The organism is Microlunatus sp. GCM10028923 (assembly GCF_042666975.1).
GTDB lineage: Bacteria > Actinomycetota > Actinomycetes > Propionibacteriales > Propionibacteriaceae > Microlunatus.
On record NZ_JBHTFF010000004.1, the window covers coordinates 249312 to 269038 of the forward strand.

Consider the following 19727-nt stretch of genomic DNA (forward strand, 5'->3'; position numbering starts at 1 on the left):
CAGGCTACTGTGACTCATAGCAACCGGGATGGCAAGCACATGGCAAGGGTTTGCCACGCGTTGCCAAGGTCGGCATCCGGATCGTTATCGAGGGCGTGAATCGGCACCGCTGCCGAGGAATTCGCACCGTCCTCATCCCTGACCCAGGGGCGACTCGAAGAGTTCGGTGAGCACCGTGGCCGCGGCGCCCTGCGCCACCGCGTCGCGGCCCAGTGCTGATCTCCTGGCCTCGATCTCGCGTGAGCCGGCCAGGAATGTGTGCCGCCGCATCGCCTCGAAGACGGCGACTTCGAAGGTCGTGCTGGCCGCCGCCTCGCCGGCCAGCACGACCAGGTCCGGGTCCAGGAGATTGATCAGATGGGCGAGCCCGAGGCCGAGGTGTTCACCGCCGAACCGCAGGGCCGACCGGGCCGCCGGAACCCCGGCCGCCTCCTCGGCCAGCAGCTCGGCGAAGCCGGGCAGTCCGGCGGACACGGCCATCGCGCCGGTGCTGGCGAACACCTCGACACAGCCGGAGCGCCCGCAGAAGCAGGCCGGTCCGGCCGGGTCGATGGTGCAGTGGCCGAGCTCCCCCACCCCGTTGGCGCGGCCGCGATAGAGCCGTCCGTCCAGCACCAGCCCGGCCCCGATCCCCGATCCCGCGTAGACCGAGACCAGGTTCCGCGCCCGGTGGCCGCCGAGCAGGAATTCGCCGACGGCCGCCAGATTGGCGTCGTTGTCCACCGTCACCGGGTACGGGAGCAGGTCCGACAGCAGGGCCACGATCGGGACCTGGGACCACCCGGGCAGGTGGGCCGGCCCGACCAGCAGCCCGCGCTCCGGGTCGAGCTGGCCGGGCACCCCGAGGCCGATCCCGAGCACCCGCTCCGCCGGCACCCCGATGTCGGCCAGCAGCGCCTCGACCCGTCCCGCCATGGCACGCAGCTCCGCGGCAGGTTCGTCGCCCCGGTCAAGTTCGGCCGCGCCCCGCACGGTGCCGTGCAGGTCCGTGACGACCAGCCGGATCCCCTGCCGGTCCAGCTCGCCGCCGACCGCGTACGCCCCCGTCGGCCGCAGCCGGACCGTCGTCGCCGGGCGGCCCCGGCCGGGCTCGGTGTGACCGGTGTCCTCGACCAGCCCGCGGCCGATCAGGTCGTCGACCAGCCGGGACACGGTCGGCCAGGCCAGGCCGGTCCGGCGGGCCAGCTCGGGCCTGGTCACGTCGCCGGCCCGCCGCAGCGCGTCGAGGATCAGGGCCTGGTTGTGCCGGCGCAGCAGGGCCGGCCGGCCACCGGAGCCCGTCGCGACCATCCCGCCTCCTCCGGCTCACCCTTGACTTATCAACAGACTATAGATAATCATGCTGCTGTGTGCCCGGGGACGCGCTCGCTGATCTGGACGAGTGCCGGAGGGCCACGGTTCACGGTCGAACTCTCGCCCAGGAGGCGCGCCATGGTGCCCGCTCAGCCCCGTCAGCTCACCCGTCGCCAGGCGCTCACCGCCGGAGCGGCCGGCCTGGTCCTCGGCCCGATCGCCGGCCAAGGCCTCGCGCACGGCGAACCGCAGGACGAGTTCGCGACCCTCGCCGCCCGCTGGCGGGACTACCTGACCGGCGGCCCGGGAGTCGACCCGGCGGTCCCGCTGATCCGGGACCGGCTGGCCGAGCTCGACGCGGAGATCACCAGGCACCTCGCGACGCTCGCGGTGCCGGCATCCGGCAGCACCGGCTCGCTCTGGGCGGATCTGCCGCTGGCCGGTACCAACCGGGAGAAGTCCAACTCGATGCGGGACAGCTTCGCCCGGCTGGCCACGCTGGCCCGCGGGTACGCCACCGCCGGGTCGAGCCACCGGGCCGACGCCGCACTGGCCGGCCGGGTGGTCGAGGCGATGCGCTGGCTGAACGAGACGATGTTCGCGCACGGCGTCGAGTACGAGTCGGGCGCCTGGTACGAGTGGGAGATCAGCACCCCGGACCGGGTCATCAACGCCGCGATCCTGCTCGGCGAGGCGCTGCCGGCCGAGGACCGGACGGCCCTGCTGGCCAGCATCGACCGCTGGACGCCCGACCCCTCCAAGATCAACTACAACGGCTCGACCGCGACCGGGGCGAACCTGGTCTGGAAGTGCCGGCAGGGCGCGGTGAGCGGGGTGCTCGGCCGCGACGGGGAACGGCTCGCCAAGGCCGGCCGGTCGGTGACCGCGGTGTTTCCGTACGTCACGGCGGGCGACGGCTTCTACCGGGATGGCTCGTTCATCCAGCACGAGGCGTTTCCGTACAACGGCGCCTACGGGTCGGGCCTGGTGATCACCCTGGCCCCACTGCTCGGCCTGCTGGCCGGGACGTCCTGGGAGATTTCCGATCCACAGAAGGGAAATCTCGCCGAGTGGGTCTACCAGTCCTTCGAGCCGTTCATGATCAACGGCGCCATGATGGACCTGGTCCGCGGCCGGGTGATCTCCGACCAGGCGGAAAGTGATCATGTCGCGGGCCACAAGATCATCGAGCTGGTGCTGCGGGCCGCGGCGGCCGCGCCGGAAACGGACAGCGCGGCCTTCCGCGCCATGGCGAAGACCTGGATCACCCGGGACACGTACCTCGACTTCCTGGCCCGGGCGCCGCTGCCGCTGCTGCCGCCGGCCCTGGCCGTGCTGTCCGACGACGGCCTCCAGCTCCGCGAACGGCCGCCGGGCTTCCGCGCCTTCCCGGCGATGGACCGGGCCCTGCAGCACGCGCGCGGCTACTCGGTCGGGCTGGCGCTGTCGTCCAGCCGGATCCGCAACTTCGAGGCCACCAACCTGAACACCAACATGCACGGCTGGTACACGGCCAACGGCATGGTCTACGTCTACACCGACGACCTCGGGCACTACGCCGACGACCACTGGCCGACCGTCGATCCGTACCGGCTCCCGGGAACGACGGTGGACCGAGTGCCCCGGGCCGACTCCCAGGGTCGCAACTACACCAGTCCGGACCCGGCGGTCGGCGCCATCGGCCTGGACGGTTACGGCAGCGCGTCGATGGCGCTGGTGCAGGACCCGCGCTACGGGTCCACGCTGCGGGCGAAGAAGTCCTGGTTCTTCCTGGACGACCGGGTGGTCGCGCTCGGCGCCGACATCACCGCCGGCGGCAGCAGCACGGTGGAGACCACGATCGAGAATCGCAACCTGCACGCGGCGGGCACCGAGACCTTCACCGTCGACGGGGTACGGCAGCCGGCCGAGCCCGGTGAGCCGCGGACCTTCGGCGCACCGCGATGGGCCCACCTGGCCGGCACCGGCGGCTACCTGTTCCTCGACGGCGCCGAACTCCGGACCGTCCGGGAGGACCGGACCGGCCGCTGGCGCGACATCCATGTCAACGGGTCGACCGAACCCACCCGGCGGCGCTACCAGACGCTCTGGCTCGACCACGGACCGGCACCGGCCGCGGCCTCCTACGCGTACGCCCTGCTGCCCGGCGCCTCGGCGCGGCGGACCGCCGAGCTGGCCGACGACCCCGGGCTCCGGGTCATGATCAACAACGGCCGGGCCCAGGCGGTCCAGGCACCGGCCCGAGGCTTCACCGCGGTGAACTTCTGGACGCCGGGCCGGGTCGGCCCGATCACGCTCGAGACGCCCAGCGCGGCCGACCTGCCCACCGTGATCGTCGACGACCGCTCCGCCGGATTCGCGGTGCACTCGGGCGACTGGCAGGTCAGCACCGACGCGGGCGGCGCCCGCTACGAGGGGCAGCAGCACTACCATCCGGCCGGCGACGGGTCGGCCGTGGTGCGCTTCGCGATCAAGGTCCCGACGAGCGGGACGTACGAACTCGGCGGCTGGTGGTTCGAGCACAGCAGCTACGCCACGAACACCCCGTTCGTGATCAAGCACGCCGCCGGTACCCAGACCGTGCGGCTGAGCCAGCGCTGGGGCGGCGGCTCACGCTGGCGGCGGGTCGGCGTGTTCGACTTCACCGCCGGCGGCGATCACTGGGTGGAGATCAACAACGACGCCAACGGCATCGTGGTGGCCGACGCGATCCGGCTGACACCGGTGACCGCGACCGACCGGTGGGAGGCGTCCGTGATCATGATCGAGCGACGGGACGGGCTCGCGCTCGCGGTGAGCGACCCGACGCAGCTGAACCGGCGGATCACGCTGAAGCTGGATCGTCCGGGCCGGTGGTCCTGGCAGGGCGACCCCGAGATCGAGGTCGCCCAACTGGACAACGGGGTGCGGCTCACCGTGGACGTCGCGGACGCCGGCGGCCAGCCGCGCCAGGGCGTGCTCCGGCGCTGACCGACGCCCGTCGACGGGCTCAGGGGGTGAGGATCAGGCGGACTTCTCGCGCCGTTCGCGCTTCGGCATCTTGCTGCGCGGCACCAGGGTCGGCAGCACGTTGTCGTTGACGACCTCGGCGGTGATGATCACCTGGGCGATGTCGCTCCGGCTCGGCACGTCGTACATGACGTTGAGCAGGACCTCCTCGAGGATCGCGCGCAGACCGCGGGCCCCGGTGCCGCGGAGCAGCGCCAGGTCGGCGATCGCCTCGATGGCCTCGTCGGTGAACTCCAACTCGATGCCGTCCAGCTCGAACAGCTTCTTGAACTGCTTGGTCAGCGCGTTCTTCGGCTCGACCAGGATCCGGATCAGGGCCTCCCGGTCCAGCGGGCTGACCGAGGAGATCATCGGCAGCCGGCCGATGAACTCGGGGATCAGGCCGAACTTGACCAGGTCCTCGGGCCGGACGTCCTCGAACGGATCCTCCGACTCGGGCTTGCGGGTCTCCGGATCGTTGTTGAAGCCGAGCGGCCGCTTGCCGACCCGCTGGCCGACGATCTGATCAAGGCCGGCGAACGCGCCGCCGACGATGAACAGGACGTTGGTGGTGTCGATCTGGATGAAGTCCTGGTGCGGATGCTTGCGCCCGCCCTGCGGCGGAACGCTGGCCTGGGTGCCCTCCAGGATCTTCAGCAGGGCCTGCTGGACACCCTCGCCGGAGACGTCCCGAGTGATCGACGGGTTCTCGCTCTTGCGGGCGATCTTGTCGACCTCGTCGATGTAGATGATCCCGGTCTCGGCCTTCTTCACATCGAAGTCGGCGGCCTGGATCAGCTTCAGCAGGATGTTCTCGACGTCCTCGCCGACATAGCCGGCCTCGGTCAGCGCGGTGGCGTCGGCGATCGCGAACGGGACGTTGAGCATCCGGGCCAGCGTCTGCGCCAGGTAGGTCTTGCCGCAGCCGGTCGGGCCGATCAACAGGATGTTGGACTTCTCCAACTCGATGTTGTCTTCCTCGGCCCGGCGAGCCGGGTTCGAGGCCCGTGACTGGACCCGCTTGTAGTGGTTGTAGACCGCGACGGCCAGCGCCTTCTTGGCGTTCGTCTGGCCGATCACGTACCCGTCGAGGAACTGCCGGATCTGCTGCGGCTTGGGCAGCTCGTCCAGCAGGCCGACGTCGGCACCTTCGGAGAACTCCTCTTCGATGATCTCGTTGCAGAGGTCGATGCACTCGTCACAGATGTAGACACCTGGACCAGCAATGAGCTTCTTGACCTGCTTCTGACTCTTTCCGCAGAAAGAACACTTCAGCAGATCGCCGCTCTCTCCGATGCGAGCCACGCCGTCTCCTCACTTCCCTGTACTACGGGTTCCCGGTTACGGCCGAAGCCGTGGGCGGTGTGTCGGGCTTCGCTCCACAGTAACCCGGGCTCCGGACGATGTGGAACATATTCCAGCGGTCAGGCCGGCACGGCCTTGAGCGACGTCAGGACGTCGTCGATGATTCCGTACTCCTTGGCCTGTTCGGCGGTCAGATACTTGTCCCGCTCGATGTCGCGGCTGACCTCGTCGGCTTCCTTGCCCGTGTCGGAGGCGAGCATGCTCTCCATCAGGGCACGGATCCGGAGGATCTCCCGCGCCTGGATCTCGATGTCCGAGGACTGGCCGTAGCCGCCCTCGGTCGCCGGCTGGTGGATCAGGATCCGGCTGTTCGGCAGCGCCAGCCGCTTGCCCTTGGTGCCGGCGGCCAAGATCACCGCGGCGGCCGACGCGGCCTGGCCGAGGCAGACCGTCCGGATGTCCGGCTTGATGTAGCGCATCGTGTCGTAGATCGCGGTCAGCGCCGTGAACGAGCCGCCCGGCGAGTTGATGTAGATCTCGATGTCGCGCTCCGGGTCCATCGACTGCAGGCACAGCAGCTGTGCCATCACGGCGTTCGCGATCTCGTCCGAGATCGGGGTGCCGAGGAAGATGATCCGGTCCTCGAAAAGCTTGGTGTACGGGTCGATCCGGCGCATCCCGTAGGAGGTGCGCTCCTCCCACTGCGGGATGTAGTAGTCCATCCGCGGGGCGTAACTGGTCGGGTCGCCGCCGAACGTGCTGGGGTTCATCGGGTGCTCCTTCTTCACTGGGTCGGCGACTCGGAACGGATCTGCGCGGCCGAGGTGAACACGTGGTCGATGAACCCGTACTCCCTCGCCGCCTCCGCCGTGAACCAGCGGTCCCGGTCGGAGTCTCGCTCGATCTGCTCCAGCGACTGGCCGGTGTGCTCGGCGATCAGGTTCTGCATCACGGACTTGATGTGCAGCGACTGCTCGGCCTGGATCTTGATGTCGCTCGCCGTACCGCCGAGGCCGCCGGACGGCTGGTGCATCATGATCCGGCTGTGCGGCAGCGCGTACCGCTTGCCCTTGGTGCCGGCCGACAACAGGAACTGGCCCATCGAAGCGGCCAGGCCCATCGCCACGGTGGCGACGTCGTTGGAGATCCAGCGCATGGTGTCGTAGATCGCCATGCCGGAGTCCACCGAGCCGCCGGGGCTGTTGATGTACAGCCAGATGTCCTTGTGCGGGTCCTCCGCATTCAGCAGCAGCATCTGGGCACAGATCGCGTTGGAGTTCTCGTCCCGGACCTCTGTGCCGAGGAAGATGATCCGGTTCCGCAACAGCGACTGATACACCTGGTCGTCGAGACCGAAGCCCCCGCTGCGCTCTGCCATCAGTTCTGCATTCACGGGCACGAACCTACCCGCTGAGCACCTCGTGGCAGAGGGCATCCCGGCCCTGTTCGCTGACGGCGCACGCGGACCGCCGCGGCGCCGCGGCTAGATTGGTGATCATGAGCACCCTGGCGGACTTCTCCGCAACCGCGATCGACGGCACCGAGCGGCCGCTCGGCGAGTACCTCGGCAAGGTCGTCCTGGTCGTGAACACGGCCTCCAAGTGCGGTTTCACCCCGCAGTACGACGGCCTGCAGAAGTTGTACGCCGACCACGCCGACGCCGGGCTCGTGGTGCTCGGCTTCCCGTGCGACCAGTTCGGCCACCAGGAGCCGGGCACCGAGGACGAGATCGACGAGTTCTGCCGGGTGAACCACGGGGTGACCTTCCCGATGTTCGCCAAGATCGACGTCAACGGCGCCGACGCGCACCCGCTCTACACCTGGCTGCGGTCCGAGAAGGGCGGCGTGCTGGGCGACGCGATCAAGTGGAACTTCACCAAGTTCCTGGTCGGCCGGGACGGCGAGGTGATCAAGCGGTACGCGCCGCAGACCACCCCGGAGCAGCTCGAGGGCGACGTCGAGAAGGCACTCGGCGCCTGACAAGCACTGAGCCTGCCGAAGGGGCGAGCCCGATCATGCGGCTCGCCCTTCGACAGGCTCAGGGAACGTTCGTTACTTCGCGACCGGCTCGGTGGCCTCGGCCTCGGCCTCGATCTCGTCCGTCTCGACGACGGGATCGGCCAGCGTGCCGTCCGGCTGCAGCCGGTCCAGCTCGACCCGGTCACCGTTGGAGTCGGTGACCGCGGCGGCCTCGACGACCAGGGCCAGCGCCTTGCCGCGCCGGATCTCGGTCATGTACTCGTTCACGTGGTGCGGGTGCTCCTGCAGGTGGTCCGCGATCTGCTGCGGGTTGCTCCCCTGCTGCTGCGCCAACCGGATGATGTGCTGGGTCAGGTCGTTCTGGTCGACCGGGACCTCACGCTCCTCGGCCAGCTTGTCCAGCACGATCTGCGCCTTCAGCGCGTCGGAGGCCCGCTTCTCCACGTCGGCCCAGAAGGACTCCTCGTTCTCGCTCTCCTCGGACTCGGCGAGGTACTGCTCGAGGGAGAGGCCGGCCTGGCCGAGCTGACGGTTGATCTGCTCCTTGCGGGCCTCGACGTCGGCCGCCAGCGCACCCTCGGGCACGTCGAAGTCGATCTTGCCGATCAGGTCCTCCAGGACCTTGTCCCGGGCGTCGCTGGCCTGCTCCAGCCGGCTCATGTTGATCAGCCGGGTCCGGATGTCGTCCTTCATCTCGTCCAGCGTGTCGAACTCCGACGCCAGCTGGGCGAACTCGTCGTCCAGCTCGGGCAGGTTCTGCTCGGCGACCGTGGACACGGTGACCTTGATCTCGGCGTCCTCGTCCTTGTGCGGGCCGCCGACCAACTTCGAGGTGAAGGTCGCGGTCTCGCCGGCGGACAGCCCGGTCACGGCGTCGTCGAGGCCGTCCAGCATCGAGCCGGAGCCGATCTCGTACTCCATGCCCTCGGCGGTGGCGTCCTCGAGGACCTCGCCGTCGATGCTCGCCTCGAGGTCGATCGTCACGACGTCGCCCTCGTCGGCGGCACGCTCGACGGTCTCCCGGGAGCCGAACCGCGCCCGCAGCGCGTCCAGCTGCTCGGTGACCCGCTCCTCATCGGCCTCGAGCGCGTCGACCGTGGCGGACAGCGAGTCCAGCTCCGGCAGCTCGAACTCCGGCCGCACCTCGACCTCGGCGGTGAACTCGAGGAGATCGTTGTCCTCGAGCTTGGTCACCTCGATGTCCGGCTGGGCCAGCGGGGACAGCTTGTTGTCCGAGACGGCCTTGCCGTACAGCTCGGGCAGCGCGTCGTTGATGGCCTCCTGCAGCACCGCGCCGCGGCCGTACCGCTGGTCGATCACCATCGGCGGGACCTTGCCCTTGCGGAAGCCGGGAATGGTGATCTGCTGGGCGATCGCCTGGTAGGTCTTCTCCACGCTCGGCTTGAGTTCGTCGAACGGGACCTCGACGGTGATCTTGACCCGGGACGGGCTCAGCTGCTCGACGGTGCTCGGCACGTACAGACTCCTGGTGGAAGGAATGGCATCAGTTCGGGTCCAGCGCAGGCCGAAGATACGCCTCGCCAGAGACCGGACCATCCTACGGTCGGCGTCCGAGGGCACCAAATCCCGCGCCGAGAGAGCCGAGTAGGGTCACCAGCGACAACTTGATCAGGGAAAGGAAACCCGTGACGACGCAATTTGGAGTTTTCGTTCCGCAGGGCTGGCGGATGGATCTGGCCGACATCGCCGATCCGGTCGAGCAGTACGAGGCGATGACCGCCGTGGCCAAGGCCGCCGACGCCGGTCCGTGGGACTCGATCTGGGTGTACGACCACTTCCACACCGTTCCCGAACCCACCCCGAACACCACCTTCGAGTGCTGGACCGCGACCTCGACGCTGGTCCGCGACACGACCCGGGTCAACGTCGGCCAGATGGTCGGCTGCAACGGCTACCGGCACCCCTCCCTCTACGCCAAGATCGCCTCGACCGTCGACGTGGCCAGCCACGGCCGGCTGTACGCCGGGATCGGCGCCGGCTGGTACGAGAACGAGTGGAAGGCGTACGGCTACGAGTGGCCGGAGTTGAAGGACCGGATGGGCGCCTTCCGCGAGGCGGTGCAGATCATTCACAAGATGTGGACCGAGGACAACCCGACCTTCGCCGGGAAGTACTACTCGATCGACGGCCCCTACAACGAGCCGAAGGGCGTCCGGAAGCCGCACCCGTCGCTGTGGATCGGCGGCGGTGGCGAGAAGGTCACCCTCAAGCTGGTCGCGCAGTACGGCAACGCCGCGAACATCGGCGGCGGCGACCCGGAGACGCTGAAGCAGAAGGCGGCGATCCTCAAGGGTCACTGCGAGAAGGTCGGCCGGGACTACTCGGAGATCATCAAGTCGACCAGCCTGAACGTCTATCCGATCGCCGACGGCGAGGACAAGGCGAAGGCCGAGGAGAAGGCGTTCCGCGGCCTGCCGCCGACCTGGCGGGAGCGCTACGGCGACCCGGTGAAGACCGTGTCGGAGATCAAGGCGGAGGTCGAGCAGCTGGTCGAGGCCGGCGCCGACTACGTGATCTGCTACATCCCGGCGCTCGCTTACGATCATGAACCGCTGCAGCGGTTCGCCGAGGAGATCATCCCGCAGTTCGGTTGATCGACGGGGACGGTGGGCGTTGGGCCTACCATCCCTGGTTGTGAACGACTCTTCGACAACGGCGGCCGCCCGGCCCGTGGTCCGGACGGCCGCCGACGTCGCCCGGCTGGTCGCCGACCGCCCGCGTCCGACCAAGGGCGCCGCGGCCGTGGTGATCCTGGCCCTGGGCGGCATCTTCATGGACGCGTACGACTTCTCGTCGATCGCGTTCGGGATCACCGAGATCCGCCGCCAGTTCGGCTTGGACGCGCTGATGACCGGCGTGGTCAACGCGTCGATCATGGTCGGCTCGGTGGTCGGTGCCTCGGTCGGCGGGGTGCTGGTGGACCGGCTCGGCCGCTACCGGCTGTTCATGGCCGACATGATCTTCTTCGTGGTCGCCGCGATCGGCTGCGCCCTGGCGCCGAACGAGTGGTGGCTGATCTTCTTCCGGTTCGTGATGGGCATCGGGGTCGGTCTTGATCTTCCGGTGGCGATGGCGTTCCTGGCCGAGTTCTCCTCGCTGCGTGGCAAGGGCAACCGGTCGCAGCGGGTCAACGCCTGGTCGCCGGCCTGGTACGCGGCGACCGGCTTCGGCTATCTGGTGGTACTGATCGCCTTCCTCGCGCTGCCGGAGTCCGGCCAGCCGCTGCTCTGGCGGATCGTGGTCGGCTTCGGCGCGGTGCCGGCGCTGGTGGTGCTGCTGGTGCGGCGCCGCTTCCTCAAGGAATCGCCGCAGTGGCTGGCCAATCAGGGCGACCTGCGCGGCGCGGTGGACATCCTGCGCTCGGCGTACGGCATCGATGCGGAACTGGCGGCCGACGCGGTGACCACGCGCCGGGCCCCGGCGGCGAACTGGACCGCGTTCGCCCGGCTCTGGTCGCCGACCTATCGGGTCCGTACGATCGTCGCGCTCTGCGTCAGTGTGTTCTCGACGTTCGGCTACAACGCCGTCGCGTACGGCACCCCCTTGATCATCTCCACCCTGTTCCAGCAGGGCCCGTTGATCACCATCGCCTCGTCGCTGGTGATCAACCTCCTGTTCGGGGTCGGCGGCGGACTGGTCGGCGTCGCCCTGGTCAGCAAGGCCGGGTCCCGGCGACTGGCCCTGATCGGCTTCGCCCTGCAGGCGGTGGCGTTGTTGATCTTGGCGGTGGTCGGCATCCCGACCGGACCGTTGATCGCGATCGCCGTCGGCATGCTGGCGCTGTTCATCTTCGCCCAGGCCGGCGGGCCCGGTGCCCAGCTGATGTCGTACGCGACGCTGAGCTACCCGACCAGCCTGCGCGGCACCGGCGTCGGCTTCAACGAGGCCGTGAAGCGGGTCTTCTCCGTGATCTCGCTGTTCTTCTTCCCGATCTTGGCCGGGGCGCTGCAGTCCGGGGTGTTCTGGATCATCGCGATCTTCCCGCTGCTCGGCGTCCTCGCCCTGCTCGTGTTCCGCTGGGATCCGGTCGGGGTGGACACCGACGCCGAGGAGTACCGTACCCAGAACTGAGTGATCAACTTCGGCTCAGTGTCGTCGTGCCTGATCGAACTGAGCCACGACCAGCGGCATCGCCCGGGCGGCCGAACCGAGATGATCGATCTCCCCAAGATCGACAACCTGTGCCCGGCCGCCGTGCTGCCGGACCTGGGCGGCGCAGTAGAGCGAGTTCTTCGCGGGAGCCACCCGGTCGCCGGACGCGCTGTAGAGCCTGACCCCGACCGGCGGGCGCCATTGACAGACCTCGGCCTCGTCCTTGATCACCTCGGCCAGCCGGCCGGTGGGGTGTTCGAGAAGTCCCAGGAACTCCGGCGTGAACAGGTCGGCGGGATCCTGCGGCAACGCCGACAGCACCTCGTAGGCCGGATGGGTGTGATCGAACAGTTCCTCGATCGTGGCAGCGTACGGTGCCCGGAAGGCGTCGGCCGGGTCGTCGTAGAGGCCGTGGATGCGGTTCCAGGAGATGATCAGGTACGCCAGGTAGGAAGCCCGGTGGTCCAGGTCGGTGGTCACCAGGTCCCGCACCATGCTGCTGGTGTCGTAGGGCCCGCTGACCGGCGCCAGAGCACCGACCCGGAACTGCCGATCGGCGCCTCCGTCCAGCAGCCGGCCCAACGCCATGGCGGCATGCCCGCCCTGGGAGAAGCCGGTGATCATGACCTCGCGATCCAACCGCTGTCCGTGCCAGTGGCCCAGCTGGCCGAGGGCTCGCACCCCGTCGAGGCCGGCGCTCGCTGTGGAATCGCTGTGCAGGTAGGGATGAAAGCCGCTGCCGGTTCCCAGTCCCAGGTAGTCCGGCGCCGACACCGCGTACCCGGCGGCGCCCAGCAGGTAGCTGGTCGACCGGTCCTGCCCGTCCGACATCGACGCCACCTCCGTTCGGGCGATCGTGGTGCCGTGCAGGTTGACGGCAGCGGTCAGCCGCCGTTGACCGGACTCGGGAAGCACGGCGAGCTGGCTGGCGGTGGTGAGGCGTCCGCGGAGATCGACCGTGCGGTACTCCACGCGGTAGGAGCGAACTCCGTAACGGATCTGGGCGGTGTCCAGCCCATGCCGGCTCAACTGCGCGGCGACCTCCGCACGGTCGAGTCGCTCCAGGGGCGTGACCGAAACCAGCGTCCCGCGATCCGGCTGCGGTCCGGGTTCTCGTGCTGAGGTGGTAGCTGACGTCGCTGTGAGCAGACCAACCCCCACCATGATCACCGCGACCAGCCGCCGTAGCTGTCGTCTCAGCATCGAAACGTCCTTCCTCGGACTCATCGGATCGATTCATCCTCGTCGGAAGGGTGGCTGCGGACGATGGTGCTAACCGGCCTCTCTGCGCTGTGGCTGACCCGACCTGCGCAGACGAGTCGTGCAACACCGTGCGGAGGGGTACCGTCCCAGTCATGATTGATCATTTCGGGCTTCAGGTCGCCGACGTGGCGGCCAGCGCTGCCTTCTACGACGCCGTGCTCGGAGCGCTGGGCCAACGCCGCGTGATGGACTTCCAGGTCGCCATCGGCTACGGCGATGATCATCCCGACTTCTGGATCGGCCAGTGGACCGACCAGGTGCCGAACCGGCCGACCCATCATGCCTTCACCGCGAAGGACCGCGACGCCGTGCTCGCGTTCTTCGAGGCGGCGAAGGCGCAGGGCATGGAGATCCTGCACGAGCCGCGGGTCTGGCCGGAGTACCACGAGCACTACTTCGCCGCGTTCGTCCGCGATCCCGACGGCAACAACGTCGAAGCCGTCTGCCACACGCCTGCCTGAGCCGCCAGCGGGATCCTCGGGCGCAGGGCACCTAGCCTGCGTGCCGCTCCAGGTACTCGTCCAAGGCCTTCCTGGCAAGCTTCGACCGCGTCAAGCCTTCCCGCTCAGCCTGTGCTTCGAGTGCTTCCCGCACTGGGCCGGGAACCCGGAACTGTACAACGGGCGAATGCTTGCCGTCACCCGTCAAGGACTTCCGCCCCGGCACAAGATTGCGACGACGGACTGCCGCCAAGGCTTCCTGCGCAATCTGCTCGGCCCGGGAATCCGTCAGTTCCTCGCCGTGGTAGACAAACGGCTCATCGCTCTCGTCGAGTTCCGGCTCGCCGTGGCGCTCCTTGAATGTAGCCATCACTCCTCCTGTCGCTTGCGGTAGTGCGTCGGCATCGCGTGAATGCATGCATAGCGACCCTCATGCCTGTCATCCGGAACCACAATGAGCTCGAGCTCGACACCGCGGTCGTCGAAGCCGACGTAGTACTCGGCGTCGCCGTCAACGGTAACGAGTTCTGCCTCCGCCAACGCGGCAATGATCCGGCTCTGCGAGATGCGGTGCTTCCTGGCGGAGGCCGTGATCCGGACCCTTGGCTTCATTCTTCGAATGTGTCAGACACATACGACACTCTACTCGAACGTGGGCGGTGGAAGCAGGGCTGGCAGACCGAATCGAAGCGTGGTCTGATGAAGCGTGCCGACGACCCTGGACTGGCCCGACTGTCTCAATGTCCGTGATCTCGGCGGGCTGCCCACGTCCGACGGGCGCCGGATCGCCACCGGGGCGTTGATCAGGTCCGACAACCTGACCCGGTTGACCACTGCCGGGGTCGACGTCGCTCGGGAGGCCGGGCTGGGCCGGATCGTCGATGTCCGGACCGACTGGGAGTGCGAGCGCTACCCGACACCCTTCGCGGGTGATCCGCTGCACTGGAACCGCCCGCTGTACCGGCACGACGATCCGTACGATCCGGCGCTGAGTCTGGACCAGACCTACATCGCGGGGCTGGAGCTCAGGCCCGAAATGTACGCCGCCGCGATCGAGGCGATCGCGACCGCGCCGGCCGGCGGCGTCCTGGTCCACTGCCACATGGGGAAGGATCGGACCGGCATGGTGATCGCGCTCGCCCTGGGCGTGGCCGGGGTGCCCGCCGAGGTGATCACCGCCGACTACGTCGCGGTCGACGAGCGGTTGCGCGATCACTTCGCCGAACTGCTCGCCGCCGTCGAGGACGAGACCGCCCGGGACCTGCTCGCCGAGGAGCTCAGCAGCCGGCCCGAGACCATGATCACGGTGCTTGATCATCTCGAGCGCGGGTACGGCGGCGCCGAGGCGTACCTCCGGCACGGCGGGCTCGGCGACGACACCCTCGGCCGGCTGCGGGCACGACTGGTCGGCGTCACGGACTGACCCACCCGGCGCCGGGACTCACCCGCCCGGGAACGTACGGACGAGTCGTTCGATCAACCGGGTGGTGAGTCCCTCGTCCTGGGCCACCTCGTGTTCGACCGCGATCGCGGTGTCCGGGTGATCGGTGATGATGCCGTCCACGCCGTCGATCATGAGGGCCTGCATCCGCTCCTCCGACTGAACGGTCCAGACGATGATCCGCCGGCCGGACTCCCGGGCCTGCTGCAGGAAACGGTCATCGTAGGAGGCCTGCTCGATGACGACGAAGTCACAGTCGAGGTTCGGGATCCCGCTCAGGTTGATCGGGATGATGTAGCCGACCCGGAGCGACGGCCGGGCCTCCTTCAACTGGGTCACCGCGTCCCGGCTGAGCGAGTGGTACGTGTACCAGTCGGCGACCCCGTAGCTGTCCAGCACGGCCAGCAGCCGGGGCACGAGTTCGGGACTCTCGCCGCCGTGCAGCTTGACCTCGAGCAACTGCGGCAGGTCGAGCTCCCGCGACGTCTCGATCCATTCCTCGAGGGACGGGATGCGGGCGCTGGCTTCGCCGTCCCGGACGGTGATCTTGGTCAGCTCCGCCTGGGTCAGATCCTTGACCTCACGGCCGAGTCCGGCCAGCCGGCTCAGGTTCGAGTCGTGGATCACCACGAACTTGCCGTCCTTCGTCTCCTGGACGTCGAACTCCACCCGGTCCGCACCAGCCCGCTTGGCCGCCCGCAGCGCGGGCACCGTGTTCTCCACCGTGTCGTCGACCCAGCCGCGGTGAGCGATCACCTCGGCCGTCCGGTCCACGTCGAAGGTCTGGAACGCGGCGGCGTTGATCACCGAGCCCGCGATGATCACGACCAGGGCGACGCCGCCGGCGATCGCCCGCAGCGGCCAGGCGGACCGGCTGCCGCCGTCGGTTCCGATCATGGTCGGGCCTGGCTCGGCCGGGTCCGGCCGGGCGGTGCCGGACAGCCTGGGCAGGCCGTCGCGTTGCAGGACGATCAGGCTCTGCGCCAGCGTGGTCGTCGCCAGCGCGGTGATCACGAACAGCGCCACCTGCCAGACCGCGAGGCCGGTTGCGGCCATGATCAACGACCGGTCCGGCGCCACCTCGTCCGCAACCGCCGTCGGGAGGCAGGCGAGCAGGCCGACCACGACCAGGGCCGCGGTGTGCGGGAGGCCGACCAGGACGGTCAGACCGAACAGGCGCAGCGTCCGGCGCCGGCTGAGTCGCCAGCTGGTGGCGATCGCGGCCAGGACTCCCGCGTCCGTGGTGCTGATCAGCGGCAACACGAACAGCAGGCGGAGGTTGAGATACAGCAGGACCAGCATGGCCAACGCGTACAGCAGGCCGGCCACCGGCGACTTCGCCAGCTCGTCGGTGACGAACGGAGGCACGGCGACCCGGCTGGTCAGCGACGCGATCAGGCCGACCTGGCCGAGCGGCAGCACGATCAGGAGATAGATCACCAGCAGCAGGCTCTGCGGATGGACCAGCTTCCGCAGCGTTCGCCGCAGCCGCTGCAGTGTCGGCCGGAGCCGCGCGGAGCCCTGGCTCTGGTGCTCGTCGGCCAGGATGAAGACCAGGGCGAAGCCGGTGAAGATCAACACCACGGCCAGCCCCGCGGCGAGCAGCAGGGTCGCGTCCGCGATCGGATTGCGCAGGATGCGGACGAACTCCTCGTACGAAAGGCTGTCCGCTCCGCTCTCGACCAGCACCAGCTAGTAGAGCAGCCTGATCACCGGCGCTCCCACCAGGGCGGCGAGCAGTTCACCGGCCAGAATGATCAAGACGTAGAGCAAGGGCGAACGCCAGGTGCTGCGGAATCCCGTACCGGCGGCGCGCAACACCCCCACCGGACGCGACCCGACCGGCTCGCGGCTCCCTGCAGCGGACAGCACACCCGTCGACTCAACCTCAGGACCCGCATCCATCCCCCGATCCTGCCAGTCCCCCGCCGACCCCGCCCATCGCCCCGGACGTCAACCGGGAGGTGGGATTGTCGACTTTCCGACGTCTCCGGGACGATTCGACGTGGGCAAGTCGACAACCCGACCTCACGGGTCCGACCGTTGGCCGGTGAGCTGTTCGGCGAACAGGTCTGCGAAGCGGCCGGGTTGATCAAGGAGTTCGCGGTAGCTGCCGACCTGCACGATCCGGCCCTCGTCGAAGACGTAGATCCGGTCCACGCCGCGCAGGGTCCAGGCGCGGTGGGAGACGACGATGGTGATCCGGTTCTCCTTGCTCTGCAGGAGTTCGGCGAAGATCTCGGCTTCGGCCTCGGCGTCGATCGCGCTGGTCGGTTCGTCGAGGATCCAGACGTCGGCGGCGCGCAGGCAGATCCGGGCCAGGGCGAGGCGCTGCCACTGGCCGCCGGAGAGCCCGACGCCGCCCCACTGCTGGCCGAGCTGGGTGTCCAGGCCGTCCGGGAAGGTGCGGACCAGGTCGCCGAGCCGAGCCGAATCCAGCGCGGCCCAGAGTTCGGCGTCGGTGACGCCGGAGCGCGGGGTGCCGAGTTCGACGGCCTCGCGCACCGTGAACTCGTACCGGCCGAACTCCTGGTTGAGCAGGCCGAAGCCGGCCAGTAGGCCGGACGGGGTCGGGAAGCCGATCGACTCGCCGTCGATCCTGATGGTGCCGGCGTCGGTGGGCAGGACGCCGATCAGCGCGTTGACCGTCGTCGTCTTCCCGGCCCCGTTGGAACCGACCAGAGCGATCAGCTCGCCGCGTTCGACGGTGAGCGACACCCCGTCCACGGCGGGCTGCTGCTGCCCGGGATAACGCACGGTCACCCGGTCGAGCTCGATCCGCCGGGGCCGCCCGACCGGACCGCCGGCCGGTTCGGCGTCCCGCTCCCCCGCCATCCGGTAGTAGGTCTCGGCCTGCGGCGCGGTGGACATGATGTTGCCGAACGCGTGCCCGGTGAACCGGATCGCGGACAGGCCGGACAGGATGCCGGCGATCGCGGCCGCGGCGACGGCGGCACCCGCGCCGGAGTTGATCATCGCCCAGAGCGCGCCAGCCAGCAGCACCGCGGTGCCGGTCGAGGCGGCGGTCTCCCAGCGCATGTCGGCCGCCAGTATCCGGTCGAACAAGATCAACTTGCGGCGCTGCTCGCGAGCCACCCGATCGGCGACCTTGGCGCCGGTGCCGAGCAGAGCCAACTCGGTGCCGGGCCGCTGCTGCAGCAACTGCTCCATCGCGTACGTCGAGCGACGCTGAGCCGCGGCCACCGGCGGCCAGCCGCGCGCCTCCACCCGGGCGATGAACGTCATCGCGATCACGGTCGGCAGCAGGGCCGCCAGCACCAGCACCCCGGCGTACGGGCTGAAGGTGAAGATCGCCACGCAGAGTCCGGCCGCCGTCACGGCGGTGCCGGCCAACTGCAGCAGGTTGCCCGGCACCCGGCTCAGCGCGTCGATGCCCAGCTCCGCCGCCTGCAAGGCCGTCGTCACCTCCGGATCGGCCTGCCGGTGCGGCGCCAGCGACGCCGCCGCGCGGGCCAGCGCCGTCCGGTAGTGCCAGCCGAGCCGGAGGCCGGCCCGCTGGGACCCGGTCAGGGCCAGGTAGCCGATCGAGAAGTTCAGCCCGACCGCCACGGTCAGGCCCACCAGCGCGGTCGCCAGGCCCTGCTGATTGCGTTGTGGGGCGGCGATCTCGTCGAGCAGCCGCTTGAGCAGCCAGACCTCGGCGGGCGGGATCAGGGCGTGGCACAGGCTGAGTGCGGCCGCGGCCACGAACCAGCCCGTGGCGTGCCGGGCGGCGTCCCTGAGGGTGCGCCAGGAGGTCCGTGCGGCCGCCGCGAGGGCGGCGGAAAAGGTCAGATCTTGGGAGGTGGTCACCGGAGGTCCTTGTGCATCGTGGCCGATAGACGAGGGCAGCCGACAGCAACCGGCCCGAAAATGCCGGTGGAAGGTCGTGCCGCCCGCGGCCAAATGCGATGACGTCCCCGAGGGACCCAGAGGCAGAGTGGCTTGGGTGGTCCCAACCTAGCAAGAAATGTCGGGGCGGCGGGACTCGAACCCGCGATCCCCTGCTCCCAAAGCAGGTGCCCTAGCCACTGGGCCACGCCCCGTCTCCCGGATCGTCCGGGAGGGTCCGCATGAGTGTAGTGTCCGGGCTCGCCACCCACCAACCCGTTACCTTGGGCGCACGGGATGATCAAGATCGGAGGTGGCTGCGGCGATGGGGCTGGAGGTCGAGGATCGTCCCTCCGATTCACCGTTCGTCGAGCGGGTCTGGCGCAGCCGCAGCTTCGCCGTGGACCGGATGATGTCGGTCGCGAATCCGTACACGGAACTCGTGTTCTGGGGCGGTCCGGGCCGGATCCGGGTCGCCGTGCAGGGTCCGGAGTCGCGGGCCGGGCTGGCGCCGGTGCCACCGGACACGTGGTTCTTCGGGATCACCTTCTCGCTCGGCACGGCGCTGCCCCAGCTTCCGGCGCGGCTGCTGCTGGACGGCGGCATCGAGCTGCCGGAGGTCACCGATCGGCGGTTCGAGCTGGCCGGTTCGCGCTGGTTCCGGCCGGGCTTCGGCAACGCCGAGGGCTTCGTCGACCGGCTGGTCCGGGAGGGGGTGCTCGGCCGGGACCCGGTCGTCGCGGCCGCGGTCGATGATCATCGGCTCCGGGTGTCGTTGCGTACGGTGCAGCGGCGCTTCCTGGCGACGACGGGGCTCACGCCGACCGCGGTCCGGCAGATCCTGCGGGCCCGGCAGGCCGCGATGTTGATCATGGAAGGCGTGCCGCCGGTCGAGGTCGTGCACACGCTCGGCTACTTCGATCAGCCGCACCTGACCCGGTCGCTGGCCCGCTACATCGGCCGGACCGCCCGGCAGCTGCGCCGGGTCGACCCGGCCGAGCCGCTGTCGCTGCTGTACAAGACCGAACCGCCCGCGAACGCCTAGTGTCCTGCCGAGCCACCAGCAGACAGGA

General features: G+C 69.2%; 18 protein-coding genes and 1 tRNA gene. 7 read left to right on the forward strand and 12 right to left on the reverse strand.

The features are described from left to right. Positions 1-132 precede the first annotated feature (132 nt). A complete protein-coding gene (locus tag ACFQU4_RS11370; RefSeq protein ID WP_377491247.1) occupies positions 133-1290 on the reverse strand; it encodes an ROK family transcriptional regulator in 1158 nt (385 codons plus the stop codon). 141 nt (positions 1291-1431) lie between these two features. On the opposite strand from ACFQU4_RS11370, the gene ACFQU4_RS11375 reads away from it, so the two are divergent. Continuing rightward, positions 1432-4263 carry a polysaccharide lyase family 8 super-sandwich domain-containing protein gene (locus tag ACFQU4_RS11375; protein WP_377491250.1) on the forward strand — a complete coding sequence of 944 codons (2832 nt, stop codon included), beginning with the start codon at positions 1432-1434 and terminating at the stop codon, positions 4261-4263. A 33-nt stretch (positions 4264-4296) separates the two neighbouring features. Here ACFQU4_RS11375 and clpX read toward each other — a convergent pair whose 3' ends face one another. From clpX to ACFQU4_RS11390, 3 genes are all read right to left on the reverse strand, one after another. Continuing rightward, positions 4297-5586 (reverse strand): ATP-dependent Clp protease ATP-binding subunit ClpX, encoded by a 1290-nt coding sequence (gene clpX / locus ACFQU4_RS11380; protein WP_377491253.1) that lies wholly within the window; start codon positions 5584-5586, stop codon positions 4297-4299. Positions 5587-5705: 119 nt separating this feature from the next. Beyond that, positions 5706-6308 carry an ATP-dependent Clp protease proteolytic subunit gene (locus ACFQU4_RS11385; RefSeq protein WP_377492242.1) on the reverse strand — a complete coding sequence of 201 codons (603 nt, stop codon included), beginning with the start codon at positions 6306-6308 and terminating at the stop codon, positions 5706-5708. Between the two features lie 62 nt (positions 6309-6370). Beyond that, complete coding sequence (locus tag ACFQU4_RS11390; RefSeq protein ID WP_377491256.1) at positions 6371-6964, reverse strand: ClpP family protease; 594 nt, start codon at positions 6962-6964, stop codon at positions 6371-6373. Between the two features lie 119 nt (positions 6965-7083). Between ACFQU4_RS11390 and ACFQU4_RS11395 the strand changes: the two genes are divergently transcribed. Beyond that, positions 7084-7566, forward strand: a complete 483-nt coding sequence (locus ACFQU4_RS11395) for a glutathione peroxidase (protein ID WP_377491259.1) — start codon at positions 7084-7086, stop codon at positions 7564-7566. Between the two features lie 72 nt (positions 7567-7638). On the opposite strand, the gene tig is transcribed toward ACFQU4_RS11395, so the two are convergent. Further along, positions 7639-9042, reverse strand: a complete 1404-nt coding sequence (tig, locus tag ACFQU4_RS11400; RefSeq protein ID WP_377491262.1) for a trigger factor — start codon at positions 9040-9042, stop codon at positions 7639-7641. Between the two features lie 170 nt (positions 9043-9212). Here tig and ACFQU4_RS11405 point away from each other — a divergent pair, with 170 nt between their 5' ends. Then, positions 9213-10181: an LLM class F420-dependent oxidoreductase gene (locus ACFQU4_RS11405; protein ID WP_377491265.1), complete on the forward strand. Its 969-nt coding sequence runs from the start codon at positions 9213-9215 to the stop codon at positions 10179-10181. Positions 10182-10221: 40 nt separating this feature from the next. Then, a complete protein-coding gene (locus ACFQU4_RS11410; protein ID WP_377491268.1) occupies positions 10222-11658 on the forward strand; it encodes an MFS transporter in 1437 nt (478 codons plus the stop codon). Between the two features lie 15 nt (positions 11659-11673). Here the strand turns inward: ACFQU4_RS11410 and ACFQU4_RS11415 are convergent, their stop codons facing one another. Next, a complete protein-coding gene (locus tag ACFQU4_RS11415) occupies positions 11674-12882 on the reverse strand; it encodes an alpha/beta hydrolase family protein (RefSeq protein ID WP_377491271.1) in 1209 nt (402 codons plus the stop codon). A gap of 152 nt (positions 12883-13034) precedes the next feature. On the opposite strand from ACFQU4_RS11415, the gene ACFQU4_RS11420 reads away from it, so the two are divergent. Then, complete coding sequence (locus ACFQU4_RS11420; RefSeq protein ID WP_377491274.1) at positions 13035-13403, forward strand: VOC family protein; 369 nt, start codon at positions 13035-13037, stop codon at positions 13401-13403. A 31-nt stretch (positions 13404-13434) separates the two neighbouring features. On the opposite strand, the gene ACFQU4_RS11425 is transcribed toward ACFQU4_RS11420, so the two are convergent. Both ACFQU4_RS11425 and ACFQU4_RS11430 read right to left on the reverse strand, forming a co-directional pair. Next, complete coding sequence (locus ACFQU4_RS11425; RefSeq protein ID WP_377491277.1) at positions 13435-13752, reverse strand: hypothetical protein; 318 nt, start codon at positions 13750-13752, stop codon at positions 13435-13437. Then, a complete protein-coding gene (locus tag ACFQU4_RS11430) occupies positions 13752-13994 on the reverse strand; it encodes a hypothetical protein (RefSeq protein WP_377491280.1) in 243 nt (80 codons plus the stop codon). Before ACFQU4_RS11430 ends, ACFQU4_RS11425 begins: the two co-directional genes overlap by 1 nt. Before the next feature lie 94 nt (positions 13995-14088). Here ACFQU4_RS11430 and ACFQU4_RS11435 point away from each other — a divergent pair, with 94 nt between their 5' ends. Continuing rightward, positions 14089-14805 carry a tyrosine-protein phosphatase gene (locus ACFQU4_RS11435; RefSeq protein ID WP_377491283.1) on the forward strand — a complete coding sequence of 239 codons (717 nt, stop codon included), beginning with the start codon at positions 14089-14091 and terminating at the stop codon, positions 14803-14805. Between the two features lie 18 nt (positions 14806-14823). Here the strand turns inward: ACFQU4_RS11435 and ACFQU4_RS11440 are convergent, their stop codons facing one another. The 4 genes from ACFQU4_RS11440 to ACFQU4_RS11455 all read right to left on the reverse strand — a co-directional run bounded on the left by ACFQU4_RS11440 (position 14824) and on the right by ACFQU4_RS11455 (position 18869). Then, positions 14824-16512 (reverse strand): glycerophosphoryl diester phosphodiesterase membrane domain-containing protein, encoded by a 1689-nt coding sequence (locus ACFQU4_RS11440; RefSeq protein ID WP_377491286.1) that lies wholly within the window; start codon positions 16510-16512, stop codon positions 14824-14826. 3 nt (positions 16513-16515) lie between these two features. Beyond that, positions 16516-16728 (reverse strand): hypothetical protein, encoded by a 213-nt coding sequence (locus ACFQU4_RS11445; protein WP_377491289.1) that lies wholly within the window; start codon positions 16726-16728, stop codon positions 16516-16518. A gap of 123 nt (positions 16729-16851) precedes the next feature. Then, a complete protein-coding gene (locus tag ACFQU4_RS11450; RefSeq protein ID WP_377491292.1) occupies positions 16852-18636 on the reverse strand; it encodes an ATP-binding cassette domain-containing protein in 1785 nt (594 codons plus the stop codon). A 160-nt stretch (positions 18637-18796) separates the two neighbouring features. Beyond that, positions 18797-18869 (reverse strand) — tRNA-Pro (locus ACFQU4_RS11455). Between the two features lie 98 nt (positions 18870-18967). Between ACFQU4_RS11455 and ACFQU4_RS11460 the strand changes: the two genes are divergently transcribed. After that, positions 18968-19699: a helix-turn-helix domain-containing protein gene (locus ACFQU4_RS11460; protein WP_377491295.1), complete on the forward strand. Its 732-nt coding sequence runs from the start codon at positions 18968-18970 to the stop codon at positions 19697-19699. The last annotated feature ends 28 nt before the right edge of the window (positions 19700-19727 follow it).

What these genes read in the sequence shown, in the direction of transcription:
- ACFQU4_RS11370 (WP_377491247.1), bottom strand. Translation starts at nt 1,290, where the DNA reads ATGGTCGCGACGGGCTCCGGTGGCCGGCCGGCCCTGCTGCGCCGGCAC.
- ACFQU4_RS11375 (WP_377491250.1), top strand. Translation starts at nt 1,432, where the DNA reads ATGGTGCCCGCTCAGCCCCGTCAGCTCACCCGTCGCCAGGCGCTCACC.
- ACFQU4_RS11385 (WP_377492242.1), bottom strand. Translation starts at nt 6,308, where the DNA reads ATGGACTACTACATCCCGCAGTGGGAGGAGCGCACCTCCTACGGGATG.
- ACFQU4_RS11390 (WP_377491256.1), bottom strand. Translation starts at nt 6,964, where the DNA reads ATGGCAGAGCGCAGCGGGGGCTTCGGTCTCGACGACCAGGTGTATCAG.
- ACFQU4_RS11395 (WP_377491259.1), top strand. Translation starts at nt 7,084, where the DNA reads ATGAGCACCCTGGCGGACTTCTCCGCAACCGCGATCGACGGCACCGAG.
- ACFQU4_RS11415 (WP_377491271.1), bottom strand. Translation starts at nt 12,882, where the DNA reads ATGCTGAGACGACAGCTACGGCGGCTGGTCGCGGTGATCATGGTGGGG.
- ACFQU4_RS11420 (WP_377491274.1), top strand. Translation starts at nt 13,035, where the DNA reads ATGATTGATCATTTCGGGCTTCAGGTCGCCGACGTGGCGGCCAGCGCT.
- ACFQU4_RS11425 (WP_377491277.1), bottom strand. Translation starts at nt 13,752, where the DNA reads ATGGCTACATTCAAGGAGCGCCACGGCGAGCCGGAACTCGACGAGAGC.
- ACFQU4_RS11430 (WP_377491280.1), bottom strand. Translation starts at nt 13,994, where the DNA reads ATGAAGCCAAGGGTCCGGATCACGGCCTCCGCCAGGAAGCACCGCATC.
- ACFQU4_RS11445 (WP_377491289.1), bottom strand. Translation starts at nt 16,728, where the DNA reads ATGGATGCGGGTCCTGAGGTTGAGTCGACGGGTGTGCTGTCCGCTGCA.